Genomic DNA, 16,191 nt, shown 5'->3' with positions numbered 1-16,191 from the left:
GAACATGAATCAGCCTCTGTCGCACCATTTGCTGACCATGGCCTATCAGAACGCCTGGGCCAATCATCGACTCGCCAAGGCCTGGAGCCAGCTGAACCCGGCCGAGTTGGCGGCACCGCGGGTCAGCTTCTTTCCAAGTCTGCGCGCTACCCTCAATCACATCCTGACCTGCGACTGGTTTTACGTGGATGCGCTGGAGCGGGAGTTGCGCGGCGACGATCCGCATCCCGATTGCGACGTGTTTTTCAACCAGGACGAGCCATTTACGCAAACGGTAGACCTCACGCGCGAACAAGCGCTGGCAGACCGGCGACTGATCGCCTACTGCGAGCAAATGCGCGACGCCGACCTCGGGAAGATCGTGACCATCGCCCGGGACACGCCGCAATATGAGAGCCGCGTACGTATGCTCTCCCATCTGTTCGAGCACCAGATTCATCATCGCGGGCAGGTTCACGCCATGCTCAGCGGTACCTCGGTCAAACCGCCGCAACTGGACGAGTTTTTCTGTGCCGGAGAGTCAGGCTTGAGGGCCGAGGATTTTGCCGAGCTGGGGTGGACCGAAACGCTGATCTGGGGCGCTTGAGCGTAAAGATTGCAGCATGAGCAGCGCTCGCGATATCGTCGCTCGGCTCTCCAGTACGAGCTGCGTGCTGGAGCAACTTCATGTGTAAACGAGGGTGGAAATGGAATCCGCAGAAATTCTTGTGCTTCAGGCCAGCTACACCAATGCGGTGCATGCCGAGGCTATTGGTCTGGTGCTGAATGCTTACGCCGAAGACCCGATGGGCGGGGGCCACTCATTGCCCGCCGACAGGCTGGAGCAACTGCCGGCGGAACTGGCCAAGCGTCCCTATGCGTTCAGCGTGCTGGCCTTCGTCGGTGGCGAGCCGGCGGGGCTGGTCAATTGCTTTGAAGGTTTCTCGACCTTCGCCTGTCGACCGTTGGTCAATGTGCACGATGTGATGGTGGTGGAGAAGTTTCGCGGCTTGGGGTTGAGCCAGAAGATGCTGCAAAAGGTCGAGGACATCGCTCGCCAGCGCGGCTGCTGCAAAATCACGCTGGAGGTGCTGGAAGGTAATGCAATCGCCCAGGCGTCCTATGGCAAGTTCGGTTTTGCCGCGGGCATGTTCGACCCGGCGCACGGTCGGATGCTGTTCTGGACCAAGGCGCTTTAAACATTTCAGCTAGGGATGTGAGTCGCTATTCGTAGGAGCCAGGCTTGCCGGCGAAGGCGATCTCAAGTACGCCTTCGCCGGCAAGCCTGGCTCCTACGAATCCGATTGGTCCATTTCGCCCTTTGGCGCTTACGGTTTGTAGTGCTCTGTCACTTGCGCAGTTTGATCGTCCGGAACCCGGAGTTCAGAACTTTTGCCTTCGGTGGTGTTACCCAGCGCCTGCTGTTGGTTGTACCGCAGGGTGTCGAATAATACCGCATACGTTCGGCGCCACCTTTGGTCAATGCGCTTGCCGAGACGAACGTCATCAGGCCGGCGATGATCAGGGGTGTACGTTTCATGGTTGCCTCCCACTACGAATGTCGGGTGCCTTTCCATGAGCCAGTGTCGAAGGCATAGTTTTCGACGATTCGGTTAAGTGGGAGTTAACAAAGCCTAGAGCTTCCAATCCAGGCTCAGGGTCACCGTGCGCGGGTCGCCCCAAAAGACGCCGTTGTAAAACCCGACGTTGTCGTAATACTTTTTGTCGAACAGGTTATCGACGTTCAGCGAGGCCGACAGGTGCTTATCGAACTCGTAGCGCGACATCAGTTTGACCACGGTGTAGGCCGTTTGGCGGATCTTCGCGCTTTCGGTGATGATCTCGCCAGCGGCGTTGCGTCCGACCGGGCGATTGGCGGTGCGCAAGACATCGCTCTGCCAGTTCACCGCGCCACCCACCGTCAGCGCTTGCCAGTTGCCCGGCAAGCGATAGGCCGTGGAGACACGGAGCATGTTCAACGGCTGATTAGTATTGCTGCGCTGCTTTTCGCCATTGGCCGAGTGGGTGTAGGTGTAACCGGCTGTCATGTTCCAGCCCGCCATGACCTCCCCGGAGACTTCGGTTTCGAAGCCCTGAACTTTGTTGCCTTTACCGCCAGACTTGAAAAACTCCTCACCGGTGGACGGGTCCGGTGGCACCGAGTCATCGAGTTCGGCGACGTTGTCCTGCTTGCTCCAGAACAGCGCGGTGGCGAGGTTCAGGCGCTCTTCGAGCAGACTGCCCTTGAGCCCCAGTTCATAGTTGCTGCCCACCACCGGTTCGAGGTATTTGCGATGGCTGTCGCGGTTGGACTGCGGTTTGAAAATGTCGGTGTAGCTGACGTACACGGTGTATTCGGGAGTGAGGTCGTAAAGCAGCCCGGCGTAAGGCGTCCAGATGTCGTTGTGTTGCTGGCGGGTGGAATCGACGCTGCTCAGCTGCAGGTTGTCGTTGTAGCTATTGGTCTTGCTCGACGCTTTCCAGCTGCCATAACGACTGCCGAGCACAGCGTGCAGGTCATCCGTCAGACTCAGGCGAGTGGCCAGGTAGCCGGCCTTCTGGCGGGTACTGTCTTTTGAACCTGAAAGGCTGGTGACGGTGTCGGGGAATTTGGCGATGTCGCCCATGTATTTCCAGTCGCGGATGCTTTCGTAATCCGCTGCCCGGGGGCCGTCCACCGTGTAGGGAGAAACCTCGCTGCGCTCGGCCTCGCCATAACCCACCATCAATTCGTGTTCCCGGCCCAGCAGCGCGTACGGCCCAAACACGTTGAAGTCATAGGCCTTCATTTTTTGCGTGCCGATCATGTGGCTGACGTTGGCGCTCATACCGCTGCGATCAGCATTCGGGAAGCCGCCACCGCCGTAGTAGATCTTGCCGTCGGTGTCACTTTCCCGGTGAGTGTAGGCAGCCTTGAGGTGCCAACCGCCGCCCAGTTGATGGTCCAGATTGGCGAACACGGTTTTGTCCTTCAGCGGCCAGGAACTCCAGGACGTGGCCATGTTGGTCGAGCGTCCCAGGTTGGCTTTGCCACCGTCGGAGTTCCAGTACGGTACGGTGCCCCAGGATGTGCCCTGCACATGTTTGTTCTGATAGTCGTAACCCACAGCCAACACAGTGTCATCGGTCAAGTCGGCTTCGAGAATCCCGTAACCGACTTCCCGTTGTTGCTGGTACTTGTCGCGGAACGAATGGCTGTCGCGATAGGCCAGTACGCTGCGTCCGCGCAGGCGTCCGTCGAAGGCCAGTGGGCCGCCGACGTCCAGATAACTGTAGTAGTCGTCATAACTGCCGCCGCTGACGCCGGTTTGGGCTTGCCACTGCGCCGTCGGCCGTTTGCGCACCATGTTGATGGTGGCCGAAGGGTCGCCCGCGCCCGTGGTCAGGCCGGTCGCGCCGCGAACCACTTCGATGCGGTCGTAGATGATGGTGTCGGAATCGGACTTCATGTAGCTGAAGGTATTCAGCATGCCATCAATCTGGAAATTGTTGATCGTGTAACCCCGGGACGAATAGCTGACCCGGTCCGAATCGTTGTGCTGAACGACCACGCCGGTGGTTTGGCTCATGGCTTCGGACAACGTACCGAGCTTGAAATCGTCCATTTGCTGGCGCGTGACCACGGAAACCGATTGCGGCGTTTCCTTGATCGACAGGTTTAAGCGCGTCGCAGTGCTCATGGCGTCGGTGGTGTACGACTCGGTGTTTTCGGTGGTGCTGCCCAAACCTTTGGCGGTCACTTGGGTAGCGCCCAGTTCGAGGGTGTGGCCGGGCTCTTTATCAGGACCGGTTTCAGCCAGCAGGTCGGGGCTCAGGGCGGCACTGCACAGCCCCAGTGTAAAGGTCATGGAACGGGTAATAGGCGCGAACATCGCGGCCGACTCCTTGTCGTCGATGGAAAAATTCCGTTTGTTCAAAGACGAAGGGAAGAGGCGGGATTTAGCACTAAACGAGAATAATTATTATCTTTGCGAGGTTTCGTGCAGAGCAATCGCACGATGGCGTAGGAAAAAGGGGCCGGAACCGGCCCCTGAAAAGATTACTTCTGAACGATTGCCGGGTCGGCAGGCGTGGCCTTCAAAATCGTTGTACAGCACCGCGTTGTCATAGCTGTTGTACGTCGGCACCTGATCGTCGCGCACACCGTCCGGAACGCCTTTGCGGTCCTTGAACGTGCAGCGGTGGAATCTTGCTGGCGTTATTGAGCATGTCTTGCATGCCGGCCAGGGTAATCGAGGTAGCGTCGAAGCGGTATCGGAAACAACAGAGAGCTGTTTCCGATTCAAGCGAGGGGATCAGGCGTGAGGGGCATGGTGGGCGACAGGTAAGGGCTGGGCCTGAGTGCCTTGTGTCAACAAGCGCAATTGCGCAAGCTCCTGCCTCAACTGGTCGCGCTCGTCTTTCAACTGGCGCAATTCATCACGACGGATCGTGACGTAAAGGGTTTGTGCTGGCCGTGCTGCATGTACTGTGCCCATTGCTCACCTCGCAAATGGCTGCCTCAACTGTAAAACCGCCCCGAGATCGGGTGCTGAATTACTATCGGCGCCAATCTTGATTTCTTTTGCCCCGGAAGGGAACTTTTTTATTTTTCACGGTCGCTGTGCCTTCGGCGCGATTACTGACGTTATCAATCTGAATCGGGCACAATGCCCGGAAACTATGTGCCAACGCTCTGGACTAACCCACATTAGTCGCGTTGGGCTAACCTTTGACACACATTATTTGCAGTAGGGAGCATCAGCACATGCAACTCGGGATTATTGGACTGGGCCGCATGGGCGGCAATATTGCGCGGCGCCTGATGCTCAACGGGCATACCACCGTTGTTTACGACCGCAATACCGCCTTTGTCGACTCCCTGGCCGCAGAAGGCGCCTCTGGCGTCATCAACCTGCCGGCGCTGGTCGCAGGCCTGGCCAAACCACGTGCGGTGTGGGTCATGCTGCCGGCCGGCGCACCGACCGAAGACACCATCGACACCCTGAGCACCTTGCTCGAAGCCGGCGATACCATCATCGACGGCGGCAACACCTTCTATAAGGACGACATCCGCCGGGCGAAAACCCTGTCGGAGAAAGGCCTGCACTACGTTGACGTCGGCACCTCCGGCGGCGTCTGGGGCCTGGAGCGTGGTTACTGCATGATGATCGGCGGCGAAGCCGAAGTGGTTAAACGCCTTGATCCGCTGTTTGAAAGCCTTGCGCCGGGCCTGGGCGACATCCCGCGGACCAAGGACCGCAAGTCCGAAGACGATCGTGCCGAGCGTGGTTACATCCACGCAGGCCCGGCCGGTTCTGGCCATTTCGTGAAAATGATCCACAACGGCATCGAATACGGAATGATGCAGGCCTTCGCCGAAGGCTTCGACATCCTCAAGACCAAAGCCAGCACCAACCTGCCGGAAGATCAGCGGTTCGACCTGAACGTTGGCGACATCGCTGAAGTCTGGCGCCGTGGCAGCGTCGTGTCGTCCTGGCTGCTCGACCTGACTGCCGACGCCCTGGCCAGTGATCCGAAACTCGACGGTTACTCCGGATCGGTGGCTGACAGCGGTGAAGGTCGCTGGACCATCGAAGCCGCCATGGAGCAATCGGTGCCCGTACCGGTGCTGTCGAACTCGCTGTTCTCGCGCTACCGTTCGCGCGGGCAAGGCACCTTTGGCGACAAGATTCTCTCGGCCCAGCGCTTCGGCTTCGGCGGCCATGTGGAGACTGCGAAAAAATGACCCGCTTGATCCGCAATAAATCCAAGGCAGAACCCGCACCACCGACCACGCTGTTCCTGTTCGGTGCCCATGGTGACCTGGTCAAGCGTCTGCTGATGCCGGCGCTGTACAACCTGAGTCGTGACGGTCTGCTTGGGGATGGACTGCGGATCATCGGCGTTGACCACAACGCCATCACCGACGAAGCCTTTGCGAAAAAACTCGAAGACTTCATTCGAGCCGAAGTGGCCGCCAAGGTCGGCAAGGGCGGTCAAGCCCTTGACCCGGACTTGTGGGCCAAGCTGGCCAAAGGCATCAGCTACGTCCAGGGTGACTTCCTGGACGACAGCACCTATCAAGCGCTGGCGGCGAAAATCGCCGCCAGCGGCACCGGCAACGCCGTGTTCTACCTGGCCACCGCGCCACGCTTTTTTAGCGAAGTGGTGCGCCGTCTCGGTGCCGGCGGCTTGCTTGCGGAAACGCCCGAAGCGTTCAGAAGGGTGGTGATCGAAAAACCGTTCGGTTCCGATCTGCATACCGCCGAAGCCTTGAACGCTTGCTTGCTCAAGGTGATGACGGAAAACCAGATCTACCGAATCGATCACTACCTGGGCAAGGAAACCGTGCAGAACATTCTGATCAGCCGGTTTTCCAACAGCCTGTTCGAAGCGTTCTGGAACAATCACTACATCGACCACGTACAAATCACCGCCGCCGAAACCGTCGGCGTGGAAACCCGTGGCAGTTTTTATGAACACACCGGCGCCTTGCGGGACATGGTGCCCAATCACCTGTTCCAATTGCTGGCGATGGTCGCGATGGAGCCGCCGGCCGCCTTCGGCGCTGATGCGGTACGCGGCGAGAAAGCCAAAGTGGTCGGTGCTATTCGCCCCTGGTCGGTCGAGGAGGCGCGAGCCAACTCGGTTCGCGGTCAATACGCGGCCGGCGAGGTCGATGGCAAGTTGTTGCCCGGTTATCGCGGGGAAAACAACGTAGCGCCCGACAGCAACACCGAAACCTACGTCGCGCTGAAAGTCATGATCGACAACTGGCGCTGGGTCGGCGTGCCGTTCTACCTGCGCACCGGCAAGCGCATGAGCGTGCGCGATACCGAGATTGTCATCTGCTTCAAACCGGCGCCGTATGCGCAGTTCCGCGATACCGAGGTCGATGAATTGCAACCGACCTACCTGCGGATCCAGATACAGCCCAACGAAGGCATGTGGTTCGATCTGCTGGCCAAGCGACCCGGCCCGGCGTTGAACATGGCCAATATCGAACTGGGCTTTGCCTACAAGGATTTCTTTGAAATGCAGCCGTCCACCGGCTACGAAACGCTGATCTACGATTGCCTGACCGGCGATCAGACGCTGTTCCAGCGCGCCGACAACATTGAGAATGGCTGGCGCGCCGTGCAGCCTTTCCTTGATGCCTGGCAGCAGGACGCGAGCGTGCAGACCTATGCCGCTGGCGAAGACGGGCCGAAGGCTGGGGAAGAACTGCTGACCCGCGACGGTCGCGTCTGGCACGGCCTCGGATGAGTGATGCAATGCAACATCCCATCCGTTTTCTGCTCAGCGACATGGACGGCACCTTGCTGCTGCCCGATCATAGCCTCAGCCATCGCACCATTGAAGCGGTTCGTTCCTTGCGCGAGGCCGGAGTGCTGTTCAGCCTGGCCACCGGCCGTCCGCCGAAAGCCATGTTGCAGCAGATCGAAGCCTTGGGCGTCGACCTGCCAACGGCAGCCTTCAATGGCGGCACCATCGTCAATCCGGACGGCAGTTTACTGGTCGCGCATTACTTGCCGGCGACGGCGGCGCTGACGGCATTGGCGCTGTTTGCCGATCAACCGGACGTTGAAGTCTGGGTGTTCAGCGGGGGCGACTGGCTGGTGAAGGATCCGGACGGGCCGATGGTCCCTCGCGAACAGCACGGGCTGGGCTATCCGCCGGTGGTGGTCGAGAGTTTCGAGCCTTTTCTCGAGCGTATCGACAAGATCGTCGCCACCAGCAATAACACTCAGTTGCTGATCGAACTGGAAGCGCAGTTGCTACCCAAGGTCGAGGGCCAGGCGCAGGTCTCGCGTTCACAGCCTGTGTACCTGGACGTGACCGCGATGCAAGCCAACAAGGGAGCGGCGCTGGCGACCCTGGCCAAATTTCTCGGTGTGCCGCTGGAGCAGACCGCGGCGCTGGGCGACGGTGGCAACGACCCGGCGATGTTTCACCGCGCAGGCTTGTCGATCGCCATGGGGCAAGCGGAGGATGCGGTGAAGCGCCAGGCCGATGTGGTGACTAGCGCCAATACCGAGGACGGCGCGGCGCAGGCAATCGAGCGCTACATACTCCCTCGATAGCGACACGAAACCCAAGGAGCTGAGCTTGCTCGCGATGATGGCGTTATAGTCAACATCAATGTTGAACATGACGGCCTCATCGCGAGCAAGCTTTGCTCCTACAGCGGGTGTGGTTACAGCCAGAAACTCACTGCATACCACCCCAACACACCCATCACCACGGTGTACGGCAACGCCATCCACACCATCCGCCCGTACGACAGGCGAATCAGCGGTGCAATCGCCGAGGTCAGCAGGAACAGAAACGCAGCCTGACCATTGGGCGTTGCCACGCTCGGCAGGTTGGTGCCGGTGTTGATCGCAATCGCCAGAGTTTCGAAATGCTCACGGCTCATGTGTCCGGAGATGAAGGCCTGTTTCACTTCGGTGATGTAAATGGTCGCGACGAACACATTGTCGCTGATGGCCGACAGCAAACCGTTGGCAATAAACAGCATGCCCGGCTGTTGATCCGCCGGCAGGGCCAGCACCCACTGGATCAAAGGCGTAAACAGTTGCTGATCGTGTATCACCGCCACCACCGCGAAAAACACCACCAACAGCGCTGTGAACGGCATGGCGTCCTTGAACGCGTTGCCGATGCGGTGCTCGTCGGTAATGCCAGTGAAGGCGGTGATCAGCACGATCACCATCAAGCCGATCAGGCCGACCTCGGCAATGTGGAACGCCAGTCCCGCAATCAGAATCAGCGCTGCCAATCCCTGCACGAAGAGCGCTGCACGTTGGCGTGAGGTGCGTTCGGCATTGTCTTCGGCGGCGTAGTTAGCCAGTACCGCACGCACATTGTCCGGTAACAGCGTGCCGTAACCGAACCAGCGTAGTTTCTCCAGCAGGACGCAGGTCACCAGACCTGCCACCAGGACAGGCAACGAAACCGGGGCGACTTTCAGAAAGAACTCAGCGAAGTGCCATCCCATCTCGTGGCCGATCAGCAGGTTCTGCGGCTCACCGACCAGTGTGCAAACACCGCCCAGTGCGGTACCCACGGCGCCGTGCATCAGCAGACTGCGCAGAAAGGTCCGGAATTGTTCGAGGTCGGCGTGATGGAGTTTGGGCAGGTGCTGGTCATCGCCAAACTCGCTGTTCTGACGCGGATCGTTGCCCGAGGCAACGCGGTGATACACCGAGTAAAATCCGACGGACGCACTGATGATCACAGCGGTCACGGTCAAGGCATCAAGAAACGCCGACAGAAACGCCGACAGGAAGCAGAACATCAACGCCAGCAGCGCCTTGGAGCGAACCCCGAGCAGCAGCCGTGAGAACAGAAACAACAGCAGGTCTTTCATGAAGTAGATGCCGGCCACCATGAACATCAGCAGCAGGATCACCGGAAAGTTGTGCACCAGTTCGTCGTAGAGTGCCTGGGGCGTGGTCAATTTCAGCAGCAGCGCTTCGATCAGCAGCAGACCGCCGGGCATCAACGGATAGCACTTGAGCGCCATGGCCAGGGTGAAGATGAATTCCAGTACCAGCAGCCAACCGGCCGCCGCTGGGCCTACGGTCCACAACACCAGTGCGTTGAGAATCAGGAAGCCAACAATGCTTGCCTTGTACCAGCGGGGTGAATGCCCGAGAAAATTGTGCGCGAACGCCTGAGCCATTGAACCGGGCATCGGCTACTCCTTGTATTAAGAAGCGCGCAACTTGCCGTAAGCCGAAGGGAAGATCAAGTGTAGGAAAACTATATAGGCCTACCCCAGATAGCGTGCGACGACCGCCCGATAATTGCCATCCAGTGAATAGCCACCTATGACAATGTTTTTATCGGCCTGCAGGACCACTGAAGTCGCGGTATCCAGGCTGCGGCCGAGGCGGCTGCGAACCCAGCCGGCGCCATTGGCGAAGCTGTGATCGAGTTGCCCGTCAGGCAGGTGCCGGGCCAGAATGAAATCCGCCTCGACAGCGCCGATCGTTGCCCCGACCGTCAGCACACAGCCATCCGGCAATGCCTGCGCGGCAGTCCACTGGCAGCCACTGTGGCCGATCTGCAGCAGTTGGGCATGACCTCCATTGCAATGAATGTCCGGGCGGCCATTACTGTGTACTTTCAATGCCAGGCAGCGCATCGGGTCGCGGCTGCTGCCAAAACACTGCACATCGCCATTCTCCTGTTGGACGACCTGGCTGACCTGAGCGCTATACCCCCGTGCCTTGAAGGTCATAAAGCCATCCACGGCAAAACAATCGTCGAGCCTGCCGTCGGTGTGATAGCGGGCCAGCAGACCTTCTTCAGGGAAGTTAATCGACCCGCCCACCAGGATTCGACCGTCTCGTTGCACCCCCAGGCTGCTGACCCAGGTGTTCATCAGCAAGTGCCTGACAATCACGAAGCCACGACCGTTGAAGGTGTCGTCCAGCGAGCCATCGGTGTTGAGTCGTATCAGGATGCCGACATGATCGGCCAGTTCGAAATGATGATTGGCCTGCAGCAGGATTCGGCCGTCCTCCTGCACGCAGACATCACAGGCTTCTGCTCCCGGTACGCCGGGTGGTAGCCAGGCGTTACGCACACCCTGGGAAAGACTGCCCGGCAGACGCACGACGCAGCGGCCATTGTCGCCAAAACATTGGACGGGGTGGCCATGCTGATCAAACAGGGCGAGGGCGGGCAGTGTCCGGCGAGCATCTTCGTAGTGCAGGCCGGCGATCAGAATGTGCCCATCGGGCAGAACCTGGACCTTGCCGGCCATGGCCTCGAACCCGTGTTCAAATTGCCCGATGACGCTGCCTTTATTGCCGAACGCCAGATCTGCCGAGCCGTCCTCAAGCAGGCGAGCCAGACCAAAGCGGCTGCCGCCCCGCGTTTCGACCTTCGCCGCGACCAACAACCTGCCACGTGAATCAATCGCCACACCGTTGGCCCTGCTTGAGAGGCTGCCAGCAAAATACACTTGGGTTTTGCCGGTGCCGGCAAAGGTTGTATCGAGCGTTCCGGCGTCGTTCAGTGCTGCAGGTGAGGCAACCGCTGTCTGGAGTGACATGCACGCAGCTCCTTGCGAGTCGTCCTGACCAAGAGTTGGTTGGCGACTGTATAAGGAAAACATTCAATCCTTGAATGATTAGATGCACAACTGTCAGAACTAATAAACGGAGGGTCGCTGTGTGCCAGAACAGTGTCTTTTCGAACCACTGACAAGCCTGCCAAGTAGTTCAATGCGTGCAACTTCGAATAATAGTCGGGGAGGTGCGGGTTACCGATAAGTAACCCGCAACATGCTTAGTGTGGCATCGACCACGATTGCAGCTGATAACCGTCCTGACTTAACTCGGCGCGTGCCTGTTCGAGCAAGCTTTCAAGTTGTGCGGGGTCGGTATACGCACTGCATGGGATCTGTGTGCGACTGATGCGGGTGCTGGTGCGATCGATAACGGTCAGGCTGAGTTCGCCATTGCCGTCTTGTGGGGCCCAGGCCACGCATTGAAATGGCTTGAACGCGCGGTCGGCAATCAAAAGAGCTTCGTTGATACGGAGCGGGGCGGTCATGGGATTTTCTCTCTGTGTGCCCAATCAAGTGATGTGCCGTCGGTTGGGCTTACCGTTCGGCTGGTTACTTGTACTGATGCCCGCAACCGGGGTTTGGGTCACACACATTGAAAAGAAATTTTAACTTTCTTTCATATCCTCGGGAATGAGGCTTGCTTTGAAAGCGCAATGAAAGGAAACATTCGTCAGATAGCTGGAAAAAACCGCTTCTTATAACTCAATGCGCAGCAGGCCTATAGTCAAACGGTACAAGCTCCCGTCAAATTCTTGCTAATGTTACAGCCAGATCCGCCAAATGACTGTTTTTAATAAAAATTCCTAAAGTTTGGCGTCAAGGAACTTTCATGAACGAAGCGCCTGCCTTACGACGTTTATTAGTGGTGGATCCCTGCGATGACTGCCATCGTCTGTTACCGGGATTACGCTCCGTGGGTTGGGACGTTGACAGCTGCTCGCTGGAAAACGCCGCCGACCGGACCTGTGACGTGGGTTTGTTACGTTTGCAGCCCTGGCATCTCGAGCGCCCGGATGCCGTCAAAGAGGTGATCAGCCGCAGCGGTACCGAGTGGATCGCCGTGCTCAACCAGGAAGTCCTGCGGCTACAGAATGTCGGTGACTTTGTCTGCGAGTGGTTTTTCGATTTTCATACCTTGCCGTTCGATGTCTCCAGAGTCCAGGTCACACTGGGTCGGGCCTTTGGCATGGCGCGCCTTCGCGGGCAGGGCACGGTTCATATCGATCAGCCCGAGCACGAACTGCTGGGCGACAGCAAGCCTATACGCGAGTTGCGCAAGCTATTAAGCAAACTGGCGCCCACCGAGTCGCCGGTGTTGATTCGCGGCGAAAGCGGGACAGGTAAAGAACTGGTCGCCCGCACGCTGCATCGGCAATCCCTGCGCCACAGTAAACCCTTTGTCGCGATCAACTGCGGGGCTATTCCCGAGCACCTGATCCAGTCCGAACTGTTCGGCCACGAGAAGGGTGCCTTTACTGGCGCCCATCAACGCAAGGTCGGACGGATCGAAGCGGCCAACGGCGGCACGCTGTTTCTCGACGAAATCGGTGATCTGCCCCTGGAGCTGCAGGCGAACCTGTTGCGTTTCCTCCAGGAAAAGCACATCGAGCGGGTGGGCGGCAGTCAGCCGATTCCCGTGGATGTGCGGGTGTTGGCCGCGACCCATGTCGATCTTGAGGCCGCGATCGAGAAGAAACGCTTTCGCGAAGACCTGTATTACCGCCTGAACGTGTTGCAGGTCGCGACCGCCCCCCTGCGTGAGCGCAATGGCGATCTGTCGATGCTGGCCAACCACTTTTCCCATTTCTACAGCCATGAAACCGGCCGCCGCCCGCGCAGCTTCAGTGAAGACGCCTTGATTGCCATGGGCAAGCATGACTGGCCGGGCAATGTTCGCGAGCTGGCCAACCGGGTACGTCGCGGGTTGGTACTGGCCGAAGGCCGGCAGATCGAAGCGCGAGACCTGGGGCTGATCAGCCATCAGGCCCTTGCCGCGCCGATGGGCACGCTGGAAGACTACAAGCACCGGGCAGAGCGCCAGGCCTTGTGCGATGTACTTAACCGCCACAGCGATAATTTGAGCAACGCCGCCAAGGTGCTGGGGATATCCAGACCTACCTTCTACCGTTTGTTGCACAAGCATCAGATACGTTGAGCGATTGCAGACCCGTAGGAGCGAGCGGTGCGGCGATCCGACTTGCCCGCGAAGAACGCTACGCGGTTTAACTGAATCACCGCGCTATCGTTCTTCGCGGGCAAGCCTCGCTCCTACAGGATCAACAAAAAAACCCGCCAAAAAAGCGGGTTTTTTGTTGGGGGCCGGATTAGAAGTAGTACGGGAATTTCAGGCTGAAGGAAAAGTCTGGCGAGTCGTCGGTCAGACCGATGGACAGGTTGGGAACGATCGTCAGGTTATCGGTGGCTGCCAGGGTCATGCCGATGTTGAAGTTGGCCGAGTTGTAATCGCTGTTGGAAATCGATTGCCAATCGCCACCGTCCGGTTTGATCTTGCTCTTGCGGGCGAACTGATCGGTGAACGAGAACGACATACTCATCTTCTCGTTCAAGGCGAATGCAATGCCGGCGCCGACCTGCCAGGAATCGCCCAGTTTCACGTCCCCGCGCACCTTGGAGCCGACCTGAGGGCTGATGTCGCTGAAAGAGTCTTGCATGTTGTAGGTGTAGGCCAGGCTGCCGAACAGCACGGCCGGGTCGAAGGTCTTGACCAGCGAGATACCCGGGGTGATCGACCAGATACCATTGCCGGTAGGCAAGTCCTCGGGTACCGAGAGGTTATCGTTGTTCGGGTCCTTGATCAGCTTGATGCCGTATGGATCCTTACCGGTTGGCGCCTTGACGCGCAGTGTAGCGACCGCGTCGGGCAGGCTGGCCGACTCATCCAGAAATTTGTAAGCAACGCCAAAGTTCACATCGCCGATGGTCGGGTCGCGGGTAACGGTTGAGTCCGACGTCACCGGGCCAGCGCCACCTGCGCCACCGGAGGAATACGTTGATTCGCGATAAACTACGGGGACGTTAATATCGAACTGCCAGCGTTGTGCCACGTTGTAGCGGCCGGTCAGGTCCAGTGTCCAGTTATCCGCCTTGATACGGTCGATATCGATGTTGCCAAGAAAAATCGAGTCCAGTGCCAGAAAGCCATTGAGCGTCAGCGCACGGGTATCGTAGTGCGTGTAGGTCACGCCCGTTTCGAGGCTGAACTTGCCGCCACCGAAGAAGCCGCTGGCTTCGTCATACAGGTTGGAAACGCTTTGCGCAGGCTCCGAATCATCCTTGAGCGATTGGCCATATGAACTGCCTGTGGTTCCCGGCGCACCGGCGGCCACCGTCTGGCCACCCTTGGTCGTTTCGGCAGGGGATTTGGTCAGGCGTTTGGGAGCCGGTGTTGCAGGTGTTTCTTCGACTTGGCGAACGCGTTGCTCGAGTACCATCAGCGCGTTCTGTTGTGCTTCGTAACGTTGTTTCAACTCCATGAGTTCTTGTTTTAGTATTTCGACCTGGGGGTCCGGTGCTGCGTGTAGCAGTGCCGCCGGGGCCAGGCTACTCAAACAAACGATAGCTCTGAACGTTAACGATCGGTGCATAGGTTAGCCGTCCCTTCTGACTTCATCTGATGAGACTGAGCGTAGATCAGAATCCGAGAGTGCGAAGGCCTTTGAGCTGGTCCAGGTTGCCGTTCAGCGACCCGCCTGTCGGTCCGTTGTCACGCAGCACGACATTGAGGGACGTGAAGTTGCTGACCTGGTTGCCACCGCCGAGCAAAGTCGTGTTCTGCATCAGCCCACCCTGTGCCAGACGTTGTTCGGTACTCCCCTGGTTATTGTTGGCCACGATGTTGAGTTGCACACCCGTACCGGTCGAGGAAATGCTCAGCGAGCCGGCGCCATTGGCGCCGCCCAACGTCGAGCCTGCGGCCAATGCCTGGCCTTGCTGTTGCGTTGCTGGCGCTTGGCTAGCCTTTGTAACGTTGATATCAACGTAGTTGTAGGCAGTGTTATGGTCGCCGGCAGCACGCACGACTTGAGTGACGCCTTCGGTGCTGTTGAGGCCGCTGCCGCCAGTGACGGTACCGGTACCGGTGCCGGTGCTTTGCGAGCGCGCTGAGCCATTACCTTTTTCGTTGATTATCGATACATAGAACTGTGGCTTGATGGTCGATTGTTGAATTTGCATCGAGGAAGTTGCCCCGATCACTTCACCGTTGGCATTTTGCCAAGTGCTGGTCATGACAATGCCGAAACTGATGATCCGTCCCGGCATGACATAGCGGCCTCGCAAGGTCGCCAATTCCTGATCATTCAGTTCAATGGGTTTTAACGTCTGTGCATGGGTCGGCAGGCTGGCGGCCAGGCAAATCATGGCCAGCCAGATTGGAGTCTTCATTGGATACTCCCGGAGCATCGTGCTCCCTTGTTATTAGAAGAAGTCGCTTTGGATGAATCCGAAATCCATCAACTCTGCGTCTTGCACCGGGCTGAAGGTGTTGATGCGGTTCTTGGCGGTCAGTGGCAGGGGAGGGGCGAGCAACGCATTGGTTTTGTCGTAGCCCTGGCCGATGACGGCAAAGATGATGCCGTTCCAGCCTTTTACAAAGTCGTCGACTTTGTAACGTTTATGACCGAGTACCGGATCTCCGATATAGACCCAGCCCTGATGGACTCTTTGCATGACCACAAAATGTTTGTAACCACGGATATCCATGAGTACCACCACCGGAATTCTGATCTCGCTCAACGTTTCCGGCGCTACCCGGTAGCCACGGGCTCGCATGCCGATACTTTCCACGTAGCGCTTCATGTCGAGCATGGAAAAGCCCTGGACGCGGACAAGATCTTGATCGGACTGTGACAGCATACCTTCGATAATCTGTTCTTCTTTCACGTCCAGCCAATAGGCCTGGCGCAATATCGTCGCCAGCGCAGCCGCGCCGCAACTGAAGTCGGTTTTCTGTTGCACCAGGTCGGCAAACTTGCGCTCACGCACGCTTTGGATCGGCTTGAACACCACCGCGCCGCCCGGCAGGACGGAAAGCGGCAGTTGTGCAGCCTCGATCACACTGGCCACGCAAAGCAAAAATGCCAAGGCGATAATACGCATAGTGGGACGCCTTCTGGTTGTGTTGA

14 protein-coding genes and 2 pseudogenes are annotated in these 16,191 nt (G+C 58.3%); 6 read left to right on the top strand and 10 right to left on the bottom strand.

Annotated elements, in window-relative coordinates; translation table 11 throughout:
- The first annotated feature begins 4 nt into the window (after nucleotides 1-4).
- Both ACYZT0_RS12060 and ACYZT0_RS12055 read left to right on the top strand, forming a co-directional pair.
- A complete protein-coding gene (locus ACYZT0_RS12060; protein ID WP_462046021.1) occupies nucleotides 5-586 on the top strand; it encodes a DinB family protein in 582 nt (193 codons plus the stop codon).
- A 100-nt stretch (nucleotides 587-686) separates the two neighbouring features.
- Nucleotides 687-1,178: a GNAT family N-acetyltransferase gene (locus ACYZT0_RS12055; protein WP_462046020.1), complete on the top strand. Its 492-nt coding sequence runs from the start codon at nucleotides 687-689 to the stop codon at nucleotides 1,176-1,178.
- A 129-nt stretch (nucleotides 1,179-1,307) separates the two neighbouring features.
- On the opposite strand, the pseudogene ACYZT0_RS12050 reads toward ACYZT0_RS12055, so the two are convergent.
- From ACYZT0_RS12050 to ACYZT0_RS12035, 4 genes and pseudogenes are all read right to left on the bottom strand, one after another.
- Nucleotides 1,308-1,519, bottom strand: a pseudogene (locus ACYZT0_RS12050) (hypothetical protein).
- 94 nt (nucleotides 1,520-1,613) lie between these two features.
- Nucleotides 1,614-3,851 carry a TonB-dependent siderophore receptor gene (locus ACYZT0_RS12045; RefSeq protein WP_462046019.1) on the bottom strand — a complete coding sequence of 746 codons (2,238 nt, stop codon included), beginning with the start codon at nucleotides 3,849-3,851 and terminating at the stop codon, nucleotides 1,614-1,616.
- Nucleotides 3,852-4,058: 207 nt separating this feature from the next.
- Nucleotides 4,059-4,151: pseudogene (locus tag ACYZT0_RS12040) on the bottom strand (hypothetical protein); the annotation flags it as partial.
- Between the two features lie 123 nt (nucleotides 4,152-4,274).
- The gene (locus ACYZT0_RS12035; protein ID WP_461964214.1) at nucleotides 4,275-4,457 is read right to left on the bottom strand and encodes a DUF6026 family protein; all 183 of its coding nucleotides are present in this window, start codon (nucleotides 4,455-4,457) and stop codon (nucleotides 4,275-4,277) included.
- 269 nt (nucleotides 4,458-4,726) lie between these two features.
- Here ACYZT0_RS12035 and gnd point away from each other — a divergent pair, with 269 nt between their 5' ends.
- From gnd to ACYZT0_RS12020, 3 genes are read left to right on the top strand one after another with little or no spacing between them, the layout of a single operon-like run.
- On the top strand, nucleotides 4,727-5,707 hold the full coding sequence (gene gnd, locus ACYZT0_RS12030; protein WP_462046018.1) for a phosphogluconate dehydrogenase (NAD(+)-dependent, decarboxylating): 981 nt from the start codon (nucleotides 4,727-4,729) through the stop codon (nucleotides 5,705-5,707).
- Nucleotides 5,704-7,227 carry a glucose-6-phosphate dehydrogenase gene (zwf, locus tag ACYZT0_RS12025; protein WP_462046017.1) on the top strand — a complete coding sequence of 508 codons (1,524 nt, stop codon included), beginning with the start codon at nucleotides 5,704-5,706 and terminating at the stop codon, nucleotides 7,225-7,227. The genes gnd and zwf overlap by 4 nt, the downstream gene beginning before the upstream one ends.
- Nucleotides 7,224-8,045 (top strand): HAD family hydrolase, encoded by an 822-nt coding sequence (locus ACYZT0_RS12020; RefSeq protein ID WP_462046016.1) that lies wholly within the window; start codon nucleotides 7,224-7,226, stop codon nucleotides 8,043-8,045. The genes zwf and ACYZT0_RS12020 overlap by 4 nt, the downstream gene beginning before the upstream one ends.
- 113 nt (nucleotides 8,046-8,158) lie before the next feature.
- Here ACYZT0_RS12020 and nhaB read toward each other — a convergent pair whose 3' ends face one another.
- The 3 genes from nhaB to ACYZT0_RS12005 all read right to left on the bottom strand — a co-directional run bounded on the left by nhaB (nucleotide 8,159) and on the right by ACYZT0_RS12005 (nucleotide 11,532).
- Complete coding sequence (gene nhaB / locus ACYZT0_RS12015; protein ID WP_462046015.1) at nucleotides 8,159-9,661, bottom strand: sodium/proton antiporter NhaB; 1,503 nt, start codon at nucleotides 9,659-9,661, stop codon at nucleotides 8,159-8,161.
- A gap of 78 nt (nucleotides 9,662-9,739) precedes the next feature.
- Entirely contained in the window at nucleotides 9,740-11,029 is a 1,290-nt protein-coding gene (locus ACYZT0_RS12010) for an NHL repeat-containing protein (RefSeq protein WP_462046014.1), read from the bottom strand.
- 236 nt (nucleotides 11,030-11,265) lie between these two features.
- On the bottom strand, nucleotides 11,266-11,532 hold the full coding sequence (locus ACYZT0_RS12005) for a hypothetical protein (RefSeq protein ID WP_462046013.1): 267 nt from the start codon (nucleotides 11,530-11,532) through the stop codon (nucleotides 11,266-11,268).
- Between the two features lie 344 nt (nucleotides 11,533-11,876).
- Between ACYZT0_RS12005 and ACYZT0_RS12000 the strand changes: the two genes are divergently transcribed.
- Complete coding sequence (locus tag ACYZT0_RS12000) at nucleotides 11,877-13,202, top strand: sigma-54 dependent transcriptional regulator (RefSeq protein ID WP_462046012.1); 1,326 nt, start codon at nucleotides 11,877-11,879, stop codon at nucleotides 13,200-13,202.
- A 169-nt stretch (nucleotides 13,203-13,371) separates the two neighbouring features.
- Here the strand turns inward: ACYZT0_RS12000 and ACYZT0_RS11995 are convergent, their stop codons facing one another.
- Genes ACYZT0_RS11995 through ACYZT0_RS11985 form a run of 3 tightly spaced genes read right to left on the bottom strand, consistent with a single transcriptional unit; the run spans nucleotide 13,372 to nucleotide 16,165 of the window.
- Nucleotides 13,372-14,652 (bottom strand): coiled-coil domain-containing protein, encoded by a 1,281-nt coding sequence (locus ACYZT0_RS11995; protein WP_462046011.1) that lies wholly within the window; start codon nucleotides 14,650-14,652, stop codon nucleotides 13,372-13,374.
- 46 nt (nucleotides 14,653-14,698) lie between these two features.
- Nucleotides 14,699-15,451 (bottom strand): hypothetical protein, encoded by a 753-nt coding sequence (locus tag ACYZT0_RS11990; protein ID WP_462046010.1) that lies wholly within the window; start codon nucleotides 15,449-15,451, stop codon nucleotides 14,699-14,701.
- Nucleotides 15,452-15,484: 33 nt separating this feature from the next.
- Nucleotides 15,485-16,165: a C39 family peptidase gene (locus ACYZT0_RS11985; RefSeq protein ID WP_462046009.1), complete on the bottom strand. Its 681-nt coding sequence runs from the start codon at nucleotides 16,163-16,165 to the stop codon at nucleotides 15,485-15,487.
- Nucleotides 16,166-16,191 lie beyond the last annotated feature (26 nt).

It is taken from the genome of Pseudomonas sp. ZS1P83, from assembly GCF_054897825.1.
This window is presented reverse-complemented; position numbering and strand designations above follow the sequence as displayed.

What these genes read in the sequence shown, in the direction of transcription:
- ACYZT0_RS11990 (WP_462046010.1), bottom strand. Translation starts at nt 15,451, where the DNA reads ATGAAGACTCCAATCTGGCTGGCCATGATTTGCCTGGCCGCCAGCCTG.
- ACYZT0_RS11985 (WP_462046009.1), bottom strand. Translation starts at nt 16,165, where the DNA reads ATGCGTATTATCGCCTTGGCATTTTTGCTTTGCGTGGCCAGTGTGATC.
- zwf (WP_462046017.1), top strand. Translation starts at nt 5,704, where the DNA reads ATGACCCGCTTGATCCGCAATAAATCCAAGGCAGAACCCGCACCACCG.
- ACYZT0_RS12020 (WP_462046016.1), top strand. Translation starts at nt 7,224, where the DNA reads ATGAGTGATGCAATGCAACATCCCATCCGTTTTCTGCTCAGCGACATG.
- ACYZT0_RS12010 (WP_462046014.1), bottom strand. Translation starts at nt 11,029, where the DNA reads ATGTCACTCCAGACAGCGGTTGCCTCACCTGCAGCACTGAACGACGCC.
- ACYZT0_RS12055 (WP_462046020.1), top strand. Translation starts at nt 687, where the DNA reads ATGGAATCCGCAGAAATTCTTGTGCTTCAGGCCAGCTACACCAATGCG.
- nhaB (WP_462046015.1), bottom strand. Translation starts at nt 9,661, where the DNA reads ATGCCCGGTTCAATGGCTCAGGCGTTCGCGCACAATTTTCTCGGGCAT.
- ACYZT0_RS12005 (WP_462046013.1), bottom strand. Translation starts at nt 11,532, where the DNA reads ATGACCGCCCCGCTCCGTATCAACGAAGCTCTTTTGATTGCCGACCGC.
- gnd (WP_462046018.1), top strand. Translation starts at nt 4,727, where the DNA reads ATGCAACTCGGGATTATTGGACTGGGCCGCATGGGCGGCAATATTGCG.
- ACYZT0_RS12035 (WP_461964214.1), bottom strand. Translation starts at nt 4,457, where the DNA reads ATGGGCACAGTACATGCAGCACGGCCAGCACAAACCCTTTACGTCACG.
- ACYZT0_RS11995 (WP_462046011.1), bottom strand. Translation starts at nt 14,652, where the DNA reads ATGCACCGATCGTTAACGTTCAGAGCTATCGTTTGTTTGAGTAGCCTG.
- ACYZT0_RS12000 (WP_462046012.1), top strand. Translation starts at nt 11,877, where the DNA reads ATGAACGAAGCGCCTGCCTTACGACGTTTATTAGTGGTGGATCCCTGC.
- ACYZT0_RS12060 (WP_462046021.1), top strand. Translation starts at nt 5, where the DNA reads ATGAATCAGCCTCTGTCGCACCATTTGCTGACCATGGCCTATCAGAAC.
- ACYZT0_RS12045 (WP_462046019.1), bottom strand. Translation starts at nt 3,851, where the DNA reads ATGTTCGCGCCTATTACCCGTTCCATGACCTTTACACTGGGGCTGTGC.